This is a genomic window from Shewanella sp. MR-4 (assembly GCF_000014685.1).
Lineage (GTDB): Bacteria > Pseudomonadota > Gammaproteobacteria > Enterobacterales > Shewanellaceae > Shewanella.
Genome location: NC_008321.1, coordinates 1,139,699 through 1,154,621 on the forward strand (window position 1 = coordinate 1,139,699; position 14,923 = coordinate 1,154,621).

At 49.0% G+C, this 14,923-nt stretch carries 15 protein-coding genes and 1 tRNA gene; 10 read left to right on the forward strand and 6 right to left on the reverse strand.

What is annotated here, in order from left to right; genetic code table 11:
* Nucleotides 1-170 precede the first annotated feature (170 nt).
* The gene (locus SHEWMR4_RS05050) at nucleotides 171-1,361 is read left to right on the forward strand and encodes a class I SAM-dependent rRNA methyltransferase (protein WP_011621765.1); all 1,191 of its coding nucleotides are present in this window, start codon (nucleotides 171-173) and stop codon (nucleotides 1,359-1,361) included.
* A 107-nt stretch (nucleotides 1,362-1,468) separates the two neighbouring features.
* Here the strand turns inward: SHEWMR4_RS05050 and rpiA are convergent, their stop codons facing one another.
* Nucleotides 1,469-2,128: a ribose-5-phosphate isomerase RpiA gene (gene rpiA / locus SHEWMR4_RS05055; protein ID WP_011621766.1), complete on the reverse strand. Its 660-nt coding sequence runs from the start codon at nucleotides 2,126-2,128 to the stop codon at nucleotides 1,469-1,471.
* A 295-nt stretch (nucleotides 2,129-2,423) separates the two neighbouring features.
* Here rpiA and SHEWMR4_RS05060 point away from each other — a divergent pair, with 295 nt between their 5' ends.
* The 7 genes from SHEWMR4_RS05060 to SHEWMR4_RS05090 all read left to right on the forward strand — a co-directional run bounded on the left by SHEWMR4_RS05060 (nucleotide 2,424) and on the right by SHEWMR4_RS05090 (nucleotide 9,615).
* Entirely contained in the window at nucleotides 2,424-3,350 is a 927-nt protein-coding gene (locus tag SHEWMR4_RS05060; RefSeq protein ID WP_011621767.1) for a DUF808 domain-containing protein, read from the forward strand.
* 93 nt (nucleotides 3,351-3,443) lie between these two features.
* Complete coding sequence (locus tag SHEWMR4_RS05065; protein WP_011621768.1) at nucleotides 3,444-4,343, forward strand: 3'-5' exonuclease; 900 nt, start codon at nucleotides 3,444-3,446, stop codon at nucleotides 4,341-4,343.
* Between the two features lie 43 nt (nucleotides 4,344-4,386).
* Nucleotides 4,387-5,355, forward strand: a complete 969-nt coding sequence (locus SHEWMR4_RS05070) for a hypothetical protein (protein ID WP_011621769.1) — start codon at nucleotides 4,387-4,389, stop codon at nucleotides 5,353-5,355.
* A gap of 304 nt (nucleotides 5,356-5,659) precedes the next feature.
* Nucleotides 5,660-5,736, forward strand: a tRNA-Trp gene (locus SHEWMR4_RS05075).
* 158 nt (nucleotides 5,737-5,894) lie between these two features.
* Nucleotides 5,895-6,185 (forward strand): hypothetical protein, encoded by a 291-nt coding sequence (locus SHEWMR4_RS05080; protein ID WP_041408983.1) that lies wholly within the window; start codon nucleotides 5,895-5,897, stop codon nucleotides 6,183-6,185.
* Between the two features lie 60 nt (nucleotides 6,186-6,245).
* Entirely contained in the window at nucleotides 6,246-8,420 is a 2,175-nt protein-coding gene (locus SHEWMR4_RS05085; RefSeq protein WP_011621771.1) for a TonB-dependent siderophore receptor, read from the forward strand.
* Nucleotides 8,410-9,615 carry a DUF1624 domain-containing protein gene (locus tag SHEWMR4_RS05090; protein ID WP_011621772.1) on the forward strand — a complete coding sequence of 402 codons (1,206 nt, stop codon included), beginning with the start codon at nucleotides 8,410-8,412 and terminating at the stop codon, nucleotides 9,613-9,615. The genes SHEWMR4_RS05085 and SHEWMR4_RS05090 overlap by 11 nt, the downstream gene beginning before the upstream one ends.
* Nucleotides 9,616-9,964: 349 nt before the next feature.
* Here the strand turns inward: SHEWMR4_RS05090 and dpsA are convergent, their stop codons facing one another.
* Complete coding sequence (dpsA, locus tag SHEWMR4_RS05095; RefSeq protein ID WP_011621773.1) at nucleotides 9,965-10,432, reverse strand: DNA starvation/stationary phase protection protein DpsA; 468 nt, start codon at nucleotides 10,430-10,432, stop codon at nucleotides 9,965-9,967.
* A gap of 228 nt (nucleotides 10,433-10,660) precedes the next feature.
* On the opposite strand from dpsA, the gene SHEWMR4_RS05100 reads away from it, so the two are divergent.
* Nucleotides 10,661-11,011 carry a DNA polymerase III subunit psi gene (locus SHEWMR4_RS05100; RefSeq protein WP_011621774.1) on the forward strand — a complete coding sequence of 117 codons (351 nt, stop codon included), beginning with the start codon at nucleotides 10,661-10,663 and terminating at the stop codon, nucleotides 11,009-11,011.
* A 97-nt stretch (nucleotides 11,012-11,108) separates the two neighbouring features.
* Nucleotides 11,109-11,561: a ribosomal protein S18-alanine N-acetyltransferase gene (gene rimI / locus SHEWMR4_RS05105; RefSeq protein ID WP_011621775.1), complete on the forward strand. Its 453-nt coding sequence runs from the start codon at nucleotides 11,109-11,111 to the stop codon at nucleotides 11,559-11,561.
* A 68-nt stretch (nucleotides 11,562-11,629) separates the two neighbouring features.
* On the opposite strand, the gene lipA is transcribed toward rimI, so the two are convergent.
* From lipA to SHEWMR4_RS05125, 4 genes are all read right to left on the reverse strand, one after another.
* Nucleotides 11,630-12,595 (reverse strand): lipoyl synthase, encoded by a 966-nt coding sequence (lipA, locus tag SHEWMR4_RS05110; RefSeq protein WP_011621776.1) that lies wholly within the window; start codon nucleotides 12,593-12,595, stop codon nucleotides 11,630-11,632.
* Nucleotides 12,592-13,245 carry a lipoyl(octanoyl) transferase LipB gene (lipB, locus tag SHEWMR4_RS05115; protein WP_011621777.1) on the reverse strand — a complete coding sequence of 218 codons (654 nt, stop codon included), beginning with the start codon at nucleotides 13,243-13,245 and terminating at the stop codon, nucleotides 12,592-12,594. The genes lipA and lipB overlap by 4 nt, the downstream gene beginning before the upstream one ends.
* Nucleotides 13,246-13,337: 92 nt before the next feature.
* Nucleotides 13,338-13,604 carry a DUF493 family protein YbeD gene (ybeD, locus tag SHEWMR4_RS05120; RefSeq protein ID WP_011621778.1) on the reverse strand — a complete coding sequence of 89 codons (267 nt, stop codon included), beginning with the start codon at nucleotides 13,602-13,604 and terminating at the stop codon, nucleotides 13,338-13,340.
* A gap of 121 nt (nucleotides 13,605-13,725) precedes the next feature.
* Nucleotides 13,726-14,901, reverse strand: coding sequence for a serine hydrolase (locus SHEWMR4_RS05125; protein ID WP_011621779.1), 1,176 nt, complete (start codon nucleotides 14,899-14,901; stop codon nucleotides 13,726-13,728).
* Nucleotides 14,902-14,923 lie beyond the last annotated feature (22 nt).

The window sequence follows — 14,923 nt, forward strand, 5'->3', positions numbered from 1 at the left end:
ATTGCGCGTTGTTGACGGTGGACGCGCGTTGTTTACTGTGGATGGCTCGCGCTCAAACGATATTAGGTATATTATCCGCTTCCATTTTTTGAAGACGGCGCCTGACGAACTTAACGCAGTTTGTTGTGGCGGTTCAATTTAGCAAGGCGGTACTTTTTTAAGGCGGTACTATGGCAGTCAGAATCAAACTTAAACCCGGTCGCGAAAAGTCCCTTGAGCGTCGTCATCCTTGGGTTTTTTCCAACGGGATCCACAACGTTAAAGGTAAACTCGAAGCGGGCGATACCGTCGATGTGGTTGCCCATGATGGTCATTGGTTGGGCCGTGGTGCTTGGTCTCCTGAGTCTCAAATCCAAGTGCGGATTTGGACTTTCGATCGCGAAGAAGAAATTGACCGTGAGTTTTTTAAGCGCCGTATTCTGCGCGCCCAAGCGGGACGCGACGATCTGATTCGTGAGCAAGGCTTAACCGGTTACCGCTTAATTGCCGCCGAGTCCGATGGTCTGCCCGGTATCACCATTGATAAATACGCTAATGTGTTGGTCTGCCAATTGCTGAGCATGGGCGCCGATGTATGGCGTGACACTATTGTCGATGTGCTCGCCGAGCTGTATCCCGATTGCGCGATTTACGAGCGCTCAGATGTCGATTCCCGTAAGAAAGAAGGCTTAGCCTCTACCATGGGACTGCTCCATGGCACGCTGCCTGAAATGCCCGTCATTATTGAAGAAAACGGTATCAAGATTGCCGTCGATGTGACTAAGGGTCATAAGACTGGTTTCTACCTCGACCAGCGCGACAACCGTGCCATGGCCGCGCGGTTTGTGAAGGGCAAATCGGTGCTGAACTGTTTTTGCTACACGGGCACCTTTGGCCTGTATGCCGCTAAGGCGGGCGCCGCCAGCATTGAAAACGTCGACGTGTCGGCACTTGCCCTCGATACCGCGCGTTTGAACATGCGAGTCAATGGCTTAAATGATGATAATGTGCATTACAACGAAGCCGATGTGTTTAAGCTGTTACGTCAGTACCGCGATGAGGGTAAAACCTTCGATGTGATCGTGCTCGACCCGCCAAAGTTTGCCGACAATAAGTCGCAGCTCAATGGCGCCTGTCGTGGCTATAAAGATATCAATATGATTGCGCTACAATTATTAAATCCGGGCGGGGTGCTGTTGACCTTCTCTTGCTCGGGATTGATGCCTGCGGATCTGTTCCAAAAAATCGTTGCCGATGCGGCACTGGATGCTAAGCGTGAGATCCAATTTATCGAGCGTTTAAGTCAGGCGAGTGATCACCCGATTGGTAGTGCCTTCCCTGAAGGTTTTTACCTCAAGGGCTTAGTAGCTCGAGTGTGGTAATCGCTTAATGGCCTTAGTGTTATAAAAAATGAGGGTCATAAAAAATGCCGGTGCAGTTGCACTGGCATTTTTGTTTCTCGCATGGGAGTCTTTCGACTCACCTTGCCTTAAGCGGTAAAGGTTTTCACGCCTTCAGGGGTGCCAACCAGTAACACATCGGCGCCGCGTTTCGCGAACAAACCGTTAGTCACTACGCCGACGATGGCGTTGATCTTCTCTTCTAATTCCTTAGGATTGATGATCTTAAGGTTGTAAACGTCGAGGATTACGTTGCCGTTATCAGTCACAACGCCTTCACGGTACACTGGGTCGCCGCCGAGTTTGACGAGTTCACGGGCCACGTAAGAACGCGCCATTGGGATCACTTCAACGGGCAGTGGGAATTCACCCAAAATATCCACTTGTTTAGTGTTATCCACGATACAGACAAACTTTTCAGCCACAGCCGCAACGATTTTCTCGCGGGTTAATGCCGCGCCGCCGCCTTTGATCATGTCCATATGGCCGTTGATTTCATCGGCACCATCGACATACACAGATAATTTATCGACGCTGTTTAAGTCATAAACTGGGATGCCAAGGGCTTTCATTTTTTGGGTTGAGGCTTCTGAGCTTGATACCGCACCTTCAATATCGGCCTTCATGGTGGCGAGGGCATCGATAAAGTGATTGACGGTTGAGCCAGTGCCTACACCCACAATGCTGTCTTTCTCAACGTATTTGAGAGCAGCCCAGCCAGCGGCTTTTTTCATTTCATCTTGAGTCATGTTGACATCCTGTAATGGCAAATGAGTAAAAAATTCTGGGCTTAGTATACTCTTTTCCATCAAAGTGTGTGGTGCTATTGCACTGTAGCTGTGATCTTGGGCGGTGATCTTATGTAGTGTCCTGCTTAATGTGCTTACAGATTTAATCACTAAGCGAACTCGTTAAAATAAGTGATGTGCCTAAGATAAAGCCTATTTCGCTATTGACGATTCGCTAGGCGGGCTTAATCTAACTAAGTTACTATGGCAAAAGCAGAATTGATAAAAACAGCATTATTTGTTTAAGGGAGCATGTATGGCAGGGGCGAGTTTATTAACCTTACTCGACGATATTGCATCCATTTTGGATGACGTGGCGGTGATGAGTAAGGTCGCGGCCAAGAAAACCGCCGGGGTATTAGGGGACGATTTGGCCTTAAACGCCCAGCAAGTGACAGGCGTGAGTGCCGACCGTGAATTACCCGTGGTCTGGGCGGTCGCCTTAGGTTCGTTTCGCAATAAATTGATTTTAGTGCCGGCGGCCATGTTGATCAGCGCCTTTATTCCTTGGGCTGTGACGCCCTTGTTGATGTTCGGCGGCTTGTTTTTATGTTTTGAAGGCTTTGAGAAATTACACCACAGTTATAGCCATCGCAAAGACAAACATGCAGAGCAGGCCGAATCTGACTTACCCGAGATAAGCGATCTGGCGGCCTATGAGAAGGAAAAAGTGAAGGGCGCAATTCGCACCGACTTTGTGCTGTCGGCAGAAATTATCGCCATCACTTTAGGCATAGTTGCGGATAAGTCGCTGACGACGCAATTTTTTACCCTCGCGATTATTGGTATTGTGATGACCATAGGCGTTTATGGTTTGGTGGCGGCGATTGTCAAAATGGACGATGCGGGTCTGTATCTGAGCCAGCGTCAGGGCGAGTCGAGTTTTACTCGCTTTAATCGTAAGTTGGGCTTTGGCTTACTGAGTGCGGCGCCCGTGTTGATGAAGAGCTTAACCATTATCGGTACTGCCGCCATGTTTATGGTGGGCGGCGGCATTCTAACCCATGGATTACATTGGATCGGCGAGCAAATCCACCATGCCGAGCAATTTGTGGAAACCATTGCCGTTGTCGGCCCAGTGCTTGGGTTACTGACGCCAAGCATTCTTAACGCGCTCTTTGGCATCGCGGCGGGCGCGGTGGCGGTACTGCTGATGACAGGATTCCAAAAGCTGCGTAGCTGATCCTTTTTTGATCCTTTATTGCTGATCAGCTAACCCGAGTTGCGCGAGTGCTAAGGTGCTCGCTGCGATTATTTCAACGCTCAAGGACGAAGTATGCAATTAATGCGTTATTGCCTTTCTCCCAATAAGTTGGCTTGGCTGCGTCAGGAATTAGGCGAACATGCCGACGAGCTTATCGCGGCGATGGATAAAGCTGGGAGTCAATATCTGGCTGGGTTAGCCGAGTCCCAAGCGGGGGACTTATCGGCAGCCGATTCGCAACTTAAGTTCCAATGGTTTCAGCAAAAAATCGCCTTAACGACGCGATTAACCGATGCCGAGCTGGCAAACCTCGTACCACTGTCGCTGGTGGATATAAAGGGCGAAATGCGGGACGAAATGCGGGTGGAATTAGTCACGCCCGATACGCTTGCCACCGCATTACAACAACTTAGCAGTGAGTCTGTGCTGGGGTTTGATACCGAAACGCGGGCAAGCTTTGAGCCGGGTGTTCAACATCCCTTGAGCTTAGTGCAATTGGCGACCTCAGATACCTGCTATTTATTTCAGCGGGCGGTATTGGGTGAGAGGCTCGCCGAGCTCAAACCTTTGCTCGAAAATGAGCGGATCCTCAAAGTGGGGATTGGATTAAGGGGCGATGGCCAAGCACTGAAACGGGATTGGGATATTCAGGTCTCCCCTCGACTCGATTTGAATTGGGCGATGGCGCAGCTCGGCGCTGGGAAGGAAATGGGGACGCGGCAATTGGTGGCGGCATTACTGCATAAACGTATCGATAAACCTAAAAAAATTACCCTCTCGAATTGGCAACAGGTGCCTTTATCCCAAGCGCAAATTCAGTACGCCGCCCTCGATACATTGGCGGCAAACCTCTGTTTTTGGCAGTTAATCGACAAGCTGCAAGGTTTTTATGGCAAAACGACCGTCGGTAATAAACCCTTATTGCCGCCGAGTTTAGCCGCACGACTCGCGAGCTATTTTCATCCAGCTTAAGACTTGAGATAAGGCCGTAAAGATAAGGATTAGGGGGCAAGAGATGTTGGACGCGATTTGTGTACTCACAACCGAGGCAGCGGCAGAGCACGCTTCGTCGCCATTACGACTCAATCCTCATGCTCAGGCTGGTGTCACCTACAGTGTGTTCAAGTTTCAGCAGTTACCCGAGGCTGAGATTGAGCGTTTGCGCCAGCATTTATATTGCCCCGCCTGCTACGGCAAAGCCTATTTTCGTAAAGCATCTAAGGATGGTAGGGCCGCCTGTTTTGGCTCCCGTTATCATGAGCTCGATTGCATCGAATTTAATCCGTCGGCGCAAAAGTCCCGTGAAGAACAAGATGCCCTCGAAGTGCAGCAACAACTGCTCGACGCCGATGCCTTGGTTATCGATTTTTCGGTTAATCCCAGTAATAAGAGACCCTCTAACTCAGCGCACAAAATCAGGGCTTCCCAAGAGCAAGAGGTTGGAGCCAAAAGTGAACTTGAAAATGATACCGAGCCATTAGCGTCAGTACAGGAGCCCAAAGCTGACTATCAAGTGGCGGCCGATAAGCCCGAGATAGCCATCACGGCAAAGTGTACTCCGAGCCAAGGGCTAGAAAAGTTACTCCATAGCCTGCTGCGCGGCTCGGATTTGGCGGCTTCGGATCTTTGGGTTTACACCGATGATGAGCGAAAGTACCGCTGGCGGGCGAAGAATTTGTTTGTGAATTTTGCCGATGCGGATCCGACGGATAACAAACCCCATATGTACTGGGGTACTATCTCTCATAGCGACCCGACGTTATCTTGGCTCAATCCCGCCGACAGTAAAGACATAGGTATTCCTATTGAGGCCGTCAAAACTAAATTGTTTAAGCGCTTTAATATCGAAGATAAACGGGATTTAGAGGGCGCTGGGCTTATCCTGTTTGGTAAGTGTTTTTGGAATAAGGATAAGACCCGCAAGATTATCCAGCTTTGGGACAATGATTTGCGGCGGATTTTTATCTCAACCCTTGATGATTAACCATCAGCGAGGGGATTTAGTTGCGAGTGTATGGGACCTACTGCGCTTAAATTCATCTTTTAAGGCATTTTCACGACTCTTTTGTTAGTTTTTTGCCATAGAGAGCATCGTTTCTTAATGTTTGCTCAGTTGCAGGCGGGTTTTTAACGCTCTGCACTGAGCATACATGCTGACTTTTTCAGCTTTATGCCAATTAAATCAACAGTAGATGGCAAACTTGTTTGAAAATTCCTCAGTTAATTAAGTTTGTCATAAAAAGTCCTTTACCTTTGAGAGTGCTTTTAGCATAATGCCCCACGTCAACAGGGGTGTAGTTCCAATTGGTAGAACAGCGGTCTCCAAAACCGATGGTTGCGGGTTCGAGTCCTGCCACCCCTGCCAAATAAAACAACGGCTTGCATAGAAATATGCGAGCCGTTTTATTTTGCGCGCGATAAATTTTCTCACCGCATTTGCTTACATTTGTTAAGTAAAGGTATTTGCAACTTTCGTAGTGTCTAACATACAATCGCAAGCCCTTTGGTTTGAGGATGTATGGTTTGAGTTCTGTGATGCAAACAAGGCGCAGATTAGCACTATGGCTTGCCGCCATCTTAGTGTTGCTGTCTGTTGCGTTTGCGGTGCACAGTGCTTCCCACCTCAATGATGATACCAAGGCCCACTGTGCGCTGTGTTTGCATCAGCATCAATTGCAGCATGCCCTCTCATACTCTCCTTTAGATTTTCAAGTTGCTCAACAGGGTGTTATCTCGGTTGAGTTTGATGTTATTTCCTTTAAGACGCCATTTAGGCGCCACTTCCATAGCCGCGCGCCGCCGCTAACAGCCTAACTCCTGCTTTTTATCTATTTCTCTTATTTTTCGAGCGCCTTAGCTTAACTAAGGTGCCCGATGCTGTTTATTTTTGGAGTGAAAATGGCTGTTTATGTGAGCCACAAGCGCTCGGCATTAGTGCTGGGCGTGGCGTTATTGGCGTTGGATGCGAGTGTTCCCCTATTGGCCGCCGAGGCTGTGCCAACTGATACCGCCGGACTTAATGACGACGATATCGAGCGTTTAAGCATTCATTATCGTCAGGCCTACCGCGGCAATGTGCCGGCGACTGAGTTACCCCAAGCGATTACTGTGCTGGATGAGCAACTGATTAAAGATACTGGGCTGACGCGTTTTCAAGACTTATTGGATTACTCCGCCAGTGTCGCGCGGCAAAACAACGGTGGTGGGCTGTGGGATAGTTTTTCGTTACGGGGCTTTCCTGGGAATGAAAACATGCCATCGGGCTATTTAATCAATGGTTTTAATGGTGGCCGAGGATTCAGTGGTCATAGAGATCTATCGAACGTGGCCTATGTGGAAATCCTCAAAGGCCCGGGTTCGGCGCTTTATGGACGCTCGGAGCCGGGTGGCACAGTGAATATTGTGACTAAAAAGCCGCAGTACGAGGCGCAAGGCTATTTAAAAGCGTCTGCGGGGAGTTTCGATCAATATCGGTTGGAAGGGGATTTTACCTCGGGGCTGACCGATACCTTGGCCTTTAGGATCAATGGCGCTTGGCAGGAGCATGACAGTTTTCGCGATTACGTGTTTAGCGATAAAAAGATCGTCACGCCATCGCTGCGCTGGCAACTGTCCGATAAGTCATCGCTCCTGTATGAGGTTGAATATCTTAAGCAAGAACAGTTATTTGACCGTGGTGTAGTGGTACTCAATAACGACTTTAATACCGTGCCCCGTTCGCGTTACTTGGGCGAGCCCAACGATGGGCCAACTAAAGTGGATGCGACTGGGCATCAACTTACCTATGAGTATGAATTAAATGAGGATTGGTCGCTTACCGCGGGTTATAACTATCGCGATTCGAGTCTGAATGGCTACTCATCGGATGCAGAATTAGCAAAGGGACGTCAATCCTTATATGACGATGGCCGTACTCTGACGCGGCAACATCGCTATCGAGATTACGCCTCAGAGGATCATTCAGTACGTGCCGAACTCAGTGGCCAGTTTGATACCGGCAGCATAAGACACAATCTGCTGCTCGGGACGGATGCCTATCATTATCGACTAAAAACGGGACTCTACCGTTATCGAGGCCAGAAGGGCGCCTATGCCATCGATATTTTTACCCCCCAATATGGCGCGGCTCAGCCAGAGGTCAGTCTGCTGTATGAAAACCGAGAGACTCAAGATGCCTGGGGCGCCTATTTACAGGATCAATTGGAGTTAACCGAGCACTGGAAACTGCATTTAGGGTTAAGGTTTGACCGTTATTCCCAAGAAATCGCAGAGCAGGTCAACGCGAGTCTGTCGGATCAAAGCGATAACAGAGTCAGTCCGAAAGTCGGATTAGTGTATCAATGGTCTGAGGCCTTAAGTGTTTACGGCTCCTATTCGGAAGGATTCTTACCGCTTTCAGGCACTGATTATGCGGGTAATCCCTTCGAGCCAGAGGAGAGCAAATCCGTCGAGTTAGGGGTTAAGTTCAACAGCACTTGGTTTGAGCTACCCGTCAATGGCAGTTTGGCTTGGTTTGATGCGCAAAAGAGCAATATCTTGACCTCAGATCCCGTCAATGTCGGCTTTTCGGCGACCCTTGGTGAAGCCAAGAGCACGGGGATTGAATTGGATATCGCGGCTGAATTGACCGAGAGCTTACAAGCGACCTTGTCCTATGCCTACCTGAATACCCGCACGGCGAACGACAGTCTGAATCTAGATTGGGGCGTGTTAATTCCGGCGGGAAGTCCGCTGGTCAATGTGCCAAAACACACGGGCAGTATCATTCTCAAACAGGACTTAAATGATCTATCTATCGACGGTCATTTAGGGCTGAGTTGGCGTTATGTGGACTCTCGCTTGGGCGATTCGGCCGATCCGAGTTTTCAATTACCGAGTTATCAGTTGCTTGGAATGTTCTTCACTACTCGGCTTGGCGAAAACCTAAGTCTTGCGCTCAATGTCGATAACCTGCTGGATGAGCATTATATCGCCAGCAGTTATTCGGCGCTGTGGGCCGTGCCGGGTGAGCCACGTAACGTTAAAGTGAGTGTTAGCTATGAATTCTAATGCCATTGTGACACCCGCCGCTTCGCCTGAGACGCTTCAGCTGCAAGGGCGTCAGCGGATCAATAGCATCGACATGATGCGCGGCTTAGTGATGTTGATTATGTTGCTCGACCATGTGCGGGAGCGGTTTTTCCTGCATATGCAGGTGAGCGACCCAATGGATTTAACCACAACCAACTGGGCGCTGTTTGTCAGCCGTTTTGCAGCGCACTTTTGTGCGCCAGTCTTCGTCTTTTTAACTGGGGTTTCTGCCTGGCTTTATGCCAATCGTGGCTATGGCGAACCGCGCTCTGCGCGCGAGTTTTTAATCAAGCGCGGATTATTCTTAATCGCCCTCGAGGTGCTGGTGATAAATTTCTCATGGATGGGCAATTATCACACCCTGTGGTTGCAGGTTATTTGGGTGATAGGACTGAGCATGTTGGCCCTTGCGGCACTTATCAAGCTCCCAAGGCCGTGGATGGCATTACTCGGGCTATTGATTGTCTTTGGCCATAACCTATTGTCACCTATCCATTTTACGCCAGACGAGTGGGGTTATAGTCTGTGGACGATATTACATGACCGAGGTTATTTGATTGCCGAGGGCGAGCTTAAGCTGAAGATCAGTTACCCAGCGCTACCTTGGATTGGCGTGATTTTATTGGGCTATGTAGCAGGCCCCGTCTTTGGCCGAGGGGGAGATGCGTGGCAGCGTCAGCAAAAATTAATACTGTTAGGGCTTGGCTGCGCTCTGCTGTTTGGCTTGCTGCGTGGATTCAATCTCTACGGCGAGACACTGCCTTGGCAGTTTGGCGATACCTTAGGTCAAACCTTAATGTCGGTATTTAATCTAACTAAGTATCCGCCATCACTGAGTTTTTTGTTGGTGACCTTGGGCGGAATGTTCTATGGCTTAGTGGTGTTTGAGCGCTATTTTGCGACAGGCAGAGTATTAGGTTGGATGGGGCAGAGGTTAGCAGTGTTTGGTTCGGTGCCTATGTTCTTCTATATCTTGCACTTATATGTGCTGCTGTTGCTGTATTCGCTGGCTAAATGGGTATTTGGCGCAAACCATGGCGAGCTGTTTGGCGTAGCGCATATGGGGTGGGTATGGCTGATAAGCCTAGTCTTGATCCCTTTGCTCTATTATCCCGTGCGCTGGTTTAGCCGTTACAAAGGACTGAGTCAGCAGGCTTGGCTTAAGTATCTCTAAATTGGCTTTAGCATCGATAAATGCCTAGGGCGTGTTGACGTTTCAGGGTTGTTTTTGCAGCAATTTGGCTGGTTTTTAAGCAAGGCAAAGTCCGTGCAGTGTAGTTATTCTACATAAACGGACGATAACGCGGCAGAAAAGCCAGCTAAATGCTGCCCGAAGGGTTCGTCTGGCAAGCTCTTGCTCTTTGTCACTCGTCATTTGAGTAGAATAACTACACATCATTCCTCGTTTCGCGAGCACGTGCTTGCCAGAACGAACAAAATCTAATCTCGAAACGTTAACACGCCCTAATAAAATGGCCGAGCGCGTGACTGCTCGGCCATTTGGCTTGGGGATGATGAAAGGGTTATTCGCTTAATAAGCTACGTAACATCCACGCATTTTTCTCATGGAGTTGAATGCGCTGGGTGAGTAAATCTGCCGTTGCTTCATCGTTGGCTTGGCTAACCAAGGGATAGAGCGCTCGAGCGTTTCTAATCACCACTTCTTGGTCACTTAACAGTTCACGGATCATGGTCTCGGCTTTTGTGACACCTTGATCTTCACGGATTTCAGTCAACTTGGCATAGGCCGAATAGGATCCTAAGGCTCTTGCGCCTAATGCGCGAACTCGCTCGGCGATTAAATCGACCGCTAAGGCAAGCTCGGTATATTGCTGTTCAAACAATAAATGCAAGCTCGTGAACATGGGGCCTGTGACGTTCCAGTGGAAGCTGTGGGTCTTAAGGTAAAGGCTGTAGCTGTCGGCCAATAACTGATTTAACCCAGCAGCGATTTCTTCTCTGTGACTCTGGTTGATGCCGATGTTAATCATGGAAATTCCTCCTATTGTCCTACTCAATGGGGATAGCTTATCAAATGAGCTAAACATCTAAAGCGGTTAAAATAGATTTTATAAATCGATTTTACAGATTAAATTCTGTGGCTTAATTGGAATGTTGGGATGGATTTGTATGAGGACTTGCCTCGAGACAATAACATTCAGCCTATTTAGCTGGTATCCTTATGCGGTGTCAGTGCCTAATGAAACCCCAATAATCCCATGAATAAATCAGCCTATTTAGCCGCAATGGAGATTACTCCCTGGCAGCTTCGTGATACTAAAGTGCGACCTTATCAAGTGGTTTGGGATGCAGATGAGATGACGCCCGCCGCCGAGCCTTTACTCGAAACCGTGCTGGGATTAATCGGTATCAGTAAGGACGACTGTGAGTTCAACACTGAGCCACATAAGGGCAAAACCATCGTCTGGGATTTACGCCGCCACAGGGTTAGGCCCAGAGTGGCTTGGTTAGTGTCGGATCCCTTAGCGGACTTACTGTCTCGCAGTGAGGCAAAGCGTGCCTTGTGGACGCAGATTTGCCAGTGGCGTGAACAGCAATTAACGGCCTAAGCCTCTATGGGTCGTGCCCTGTATACATTATCTTAAGTTGCCTTTTAATTTGGATTGTCCCGTGAGTCATCAAGTTCTTAAAACCCTTAGTGAATCGTTGCAAATTGTGCTCCTGACACCAACGGATGTGAGCCAAATGACGCGCATTGAGGCGAGTGCCCATTCCCATCCTATGAGTGAGAATAATCTTGCCGACTGTTTTGGCCACTTGTACCGCGTTATTGGGTTAATGAAAAACGATGGCGAGTTGCTCGGTTTTGCGATTGTGCAGCAGATTGTCGATGAGGCAACGCTGCTAGATATTTGTTTGTCGCCACAGCAGCAAGGGCGAGGATATGGGCATCTGCTACTCATGGCGGTTATCGACGGCGCTAAGGCTGCCAAGGCCGTGGTGCTGATGCTGGAGGTTCGCGAATCAAACCTTGCGGCGCGCGCGCTCTATCAGAAGCGGGGCTTTGTCGAAACCGGGCGTCGCAAAGGCTATTACCCTTTGGCTGATGGCAAAGAAGATGCAATTTTGATGGATTTAGCCTTAAGCGAAACGGCTTAAGGTTTTAGATGAAGATAAAAAAAAACAGCGCCTTAGCGCTGTTTTTTATGGGCTTAATAAAGCGAAGATTACTTCACTTCTTTACCTTGAGCTTGCAGGTCTGCATGGTAGCTTGAACGCACTAATGGACCACAGGCGGCGTGAGTAAAGCCAAGCTCATCGGCAAGGACTTTAAGCTCATCGAACTCGGCTGGCGACACGTAACGCTCAACCGGTAGGTGGAACTTAGACGGTTGCAGATATTGACCTAAGGTCAACATTTCGACCTTGTGCTCACGTAGGTCACGCAGCACTTGTGCGATTTCTTCGTTGGTTTCACCTAGACCCATCATCAGTCCCGATTTTGTCGGCACATTGGGGTGACGCTCTTTAAAGCGCTTCAGTAGGTCGAGTGACCATTGATAGTTCGCACCCGGACGCGCTTTGCGGTAATGCATAGGCGCAGTTTCGAGGTTGTGGTTGAACACATCAGGCGGCTCGGTCGACAGAATGTCGAGGGCAGCGTCGATACGACCACGGAAATCGGGCACTAAGATCTCAATCTTAATTTCAGGATTGAGCTTACGGATCTCACGGATACAGTCGGCAAAGTGCTGGGCACCGCCATCACGCAGGTCATCGCGGTCAACCGAGGTGATAACCACGTATTTCAGCTTCATATCACGAATGGTTTGTGCCAGTTTGACTGGTTCTTCCGCATCAGGCTTGAGTGGACGACCATGGGCTACGTCGCAGAATGGGCAGCGGCGAGTACAAATTGCGCCCAAAATCATAAAGGTCGCAGTGCCGTGGTTAAAGCATTCTGCCAAGTTAGGGCAAGAAGCTTCTTCACAGACCGAGTGCAGACCGTTCGAACGCAATGCTTGCTTGATCTCGAGAATGCGTTGGTTAGAAGCGGGCAGTTTGACCCTTAACCAATCGGGTTTGCGTAACATGGTTTCGCGCTCAGAGGGCACGATTTTAACCGGAATGCGCGAGACCTTATCGGCATCTCTTAATTTGACTCCGGGTTGTAAACGTTCAGGCCTATTCATGACGCTGCTAATCCTTGATGATGAACTAGTTGTTGGTAGCCCAATAGTTGGCTAAGGGTAATAATGAGTTGGTCGCCTGCTTCTATCACGGTTTGTGGGCCGCCCAGTTCCTTGCATTGCACCATTTCAAGGCCGGCATAACCGCAGGGGTTAATACGGCGAAACGGCGCCAGATCCATATCGACATTCAGTGCTAAGCCGTGGAAGGAGCAGCCTTTACGAATGCGAAGCCCTAAAGAGGCGACTTTGCGCTCATCCACATACACGCCCGGCGCATCGGCCTTGGCGTAGGCATTGATATCATATTTGGCGAGCATATCGATAATGCTTTGCTCGATATGGGTCACGAGCTGACGGACGCCAATCTTGCTGCGTTTAATATCGAGGAGAGGGTAGACAACTAATTGTCCCGGCCCGTGGTACGTCACTTGGCCGCCACGATCCACTTGGATCACGGGAATATCACCCGGATTCAAAATATGTTCGCTTTTACCTGCTTGGCCTTGGGTAAATACGGGTGGATGTTCAACGATCCACAGTTCGTCTGGGCTATCGCTGTTACGTGTGTCGGTGTAATGCTGCATCGCATGCCACACAGACTCGTAATCCTGTTGTCCCAGATGCCGAATATGCAAAGTGGTGTCTTGCAAGGGCAACCTCTCCCCTAGAATTGAGTGGCGCTATTATACGCCTCCTGACCATAAATGTAAGACAGATCACATTTCATGGCCTTGAGGAATACTTATAGTACGCGGCGTACGCCTTCGATACCGGCAAGCTCAGTGTACAGTGTCTCAATATGATCTTTGCTGGTCACTGTGACGCGGATGGTCACAGAGTAGTAGCTACCTTTGCTTGAGGCCTTAACCGTAGGTGAATAATCACCTGGGGCGTGTCTTTGCACTACGGCAACGACTCTGTCGGTCAAGGCTTCGTGGGCATCGCCAACTACTTTGAAGGGGAAGGCGCAGGGGAACTCCATGAGTTCATCAAATTTCGTGTTTAACATAGTCGTGCTCTATAACCATTTTAATGGGAACTATATGGTGACGATTATACCCGATTCAAGGGCGATACTCCCCCAAAAACAACTAAGCCACCCGAAGGTGGCTTAGTTTTTGTGATTCGGATTAGCTAAACCAACCAGAAAACAGTTGCTTAAAGTAATCAACTAATTTGCTGAACCAGCTGCCTTCGTTGACTTCTTGCAGGGTAACCAGTGGGAATTGCGCAATATCTTTGCCATCTAACTGGAAGTATAAGCGGCCAACGGTTTCACCTTTTTTCAGTGGTGCATCCAGTGGCTTAGTCAGTTCGAAGTTGGCTTTTAAGTCTTTCGCACGGCCACGGCTGATGGTGATTGGGGTATCAGTAGCAACACCTAAATCGACAGTGCTCTTATCGCCGTACCAAATTTGTTGGGTTACGAAGCTGTCGCCTGCCTTGTAAGGGGTTACGGTTTCGAAGAAGCGGAAACCATAGGTCAGTAGCTTTTTACTTTCGGCTTTACGGGCGGCTTCACTCTGGGTGCCCATGACCACTGAAATTAAACGCATGCCGTCTTTGGTGGCAGATGCAACTAAGTTATAACCCGCGCCAGAGGTGTGGCCGGTTTTGATACCGTCGACATTCATGCTGTTATCCCACAGCAGACCGTTGCGGTTATATTGCTTGATACCGTTGAAGGTATAGTATTTTTCACTGTAGACACGGTATTCTTCAGGCACGTCACGGATCAGTGCGGCACCTAATAACGCCATATCGTAGGCGGTTGATTTGTGGTTTTCAGAGTCTAAACCGTGGGAGTTTTCGAAGTAGCTGTCACGCATGCCAAGCTGCTTCGCCCATGAGTTCATCATGTCGACGAAGGCGCCTTCGGTGCCAGCAATGTGTTCGGCCATGGCCACACAGGCATCGTTACCCGACTGGATGATGATGCCGCGGTTTAAGTCGGAAACCTTAACGGTTTTACCCACTTCGATGAACATTTTTGATGAGTCAGAGAAGTTCTTTGACCAGGCATTTTTACTGATGGTCACATCATCATCTGGGGATACGTTACCGGCTTTGATTTCTTGACCAATCACGTAACTGGTCATCATCTTCGTTAAGCTGGCTGGGTTTAAGCTTTCGTAGGCATTTTCTTCGGCAATGATTTGGCCCGAGTAATAATCCATCAAGACGTAAGCCTTGGCGGCAACTGTAGGTGCATCAGGGGTAACAATCGGCTGCGCAGCATAAACAGGAAGAGAAACACTCGAAATTAGCAGCAATGTTTTAATGGGACTTTTTACAAAATTCATCATTAACTTAGCACGTCTTTTTGGT

Coding starts and splice junctions, on each gene's coding strand:
- SHEWMR4_RS05090 (WP_011621772.1), top strand. CDS start 8,410: ATGAATTCTAATGCCATTGTGACACCCGCCGCTTCGCCTGAGACGCTT.
- SHEWMR4_RS05065 (WP_011621768.1), top strand. CDS start 3,444: ATGCAATTAATGCGTTATTGCCTTTCTCCCAATAAGTTGGCTTGGCTG.
- SHEWMR4_RS05070 (WP_011621769.1), top strand. CDS start 4,387: ATGTTGGACGCGATTTGTGTACTCACAACCGAGGCAGCGGCAGAGCAC.
- ybeD (WP_011621778.1), bottom strand. CDS start 13,604: ATGTTAAACACGAAATTTGATGAACTCATGGAGTTCCCCTGCGCCTTC.
- SHEWMR4_RS05085 (WP_011621771.1), top strand. CDS start 6,246: ATGCTGTTTATTTTTGGAGTGAAAATGGCTGTTTATGTGAGCCACAAG.
- SHEWMR4_RS05050 (WP_011621765.1), top strand. CDS start 171: ATGGCAGTCAGAATCAAACTTAAACCCGGTCGCGAAAAGTCCCTTGAG.
- SHEWMR4_RS05125 (WP_011621779.1), bottom strand. CDS start 14,901: ATGATGAATTTTGTAAAAAGTCCCATTAAAACATTGCTGCTAATTTCG.
- dpsA (WP_011621773.1), bottom strand. CDS start 10,432: ATGATTAACATCGGCATCAACCAGAGTCACAGAGAAGAAATCGCTGCT.
- SHEWMR4_RS05060 (WP_011621767.1), top strand. CDS start 2,424: ATGGCAGGGGCGAGTTTATTAACCTTACTCGACGATATTGCATCCATT.
- lipA (WP_011621776.1), bottom strand. CDS start 12,595: ATGAATAGGCCTGAACGTTTACAACCCGGAGTCAAATTAAGAGATGCC.
- rpiA (WP_011621766.1), bottom strand. CDS start 2,128: ATGACTCAAGATGAAATGAAAAAAGCCGCTGGCTGGGCTGCTCTCAAA.
- SHEWMR4_RS05100 (WP_011621774.1), top strand. CDS start 10,661: ATGAATAAATCAGCCTATTTAGCCGCAATGGAGATTACTCCCTGGCAG.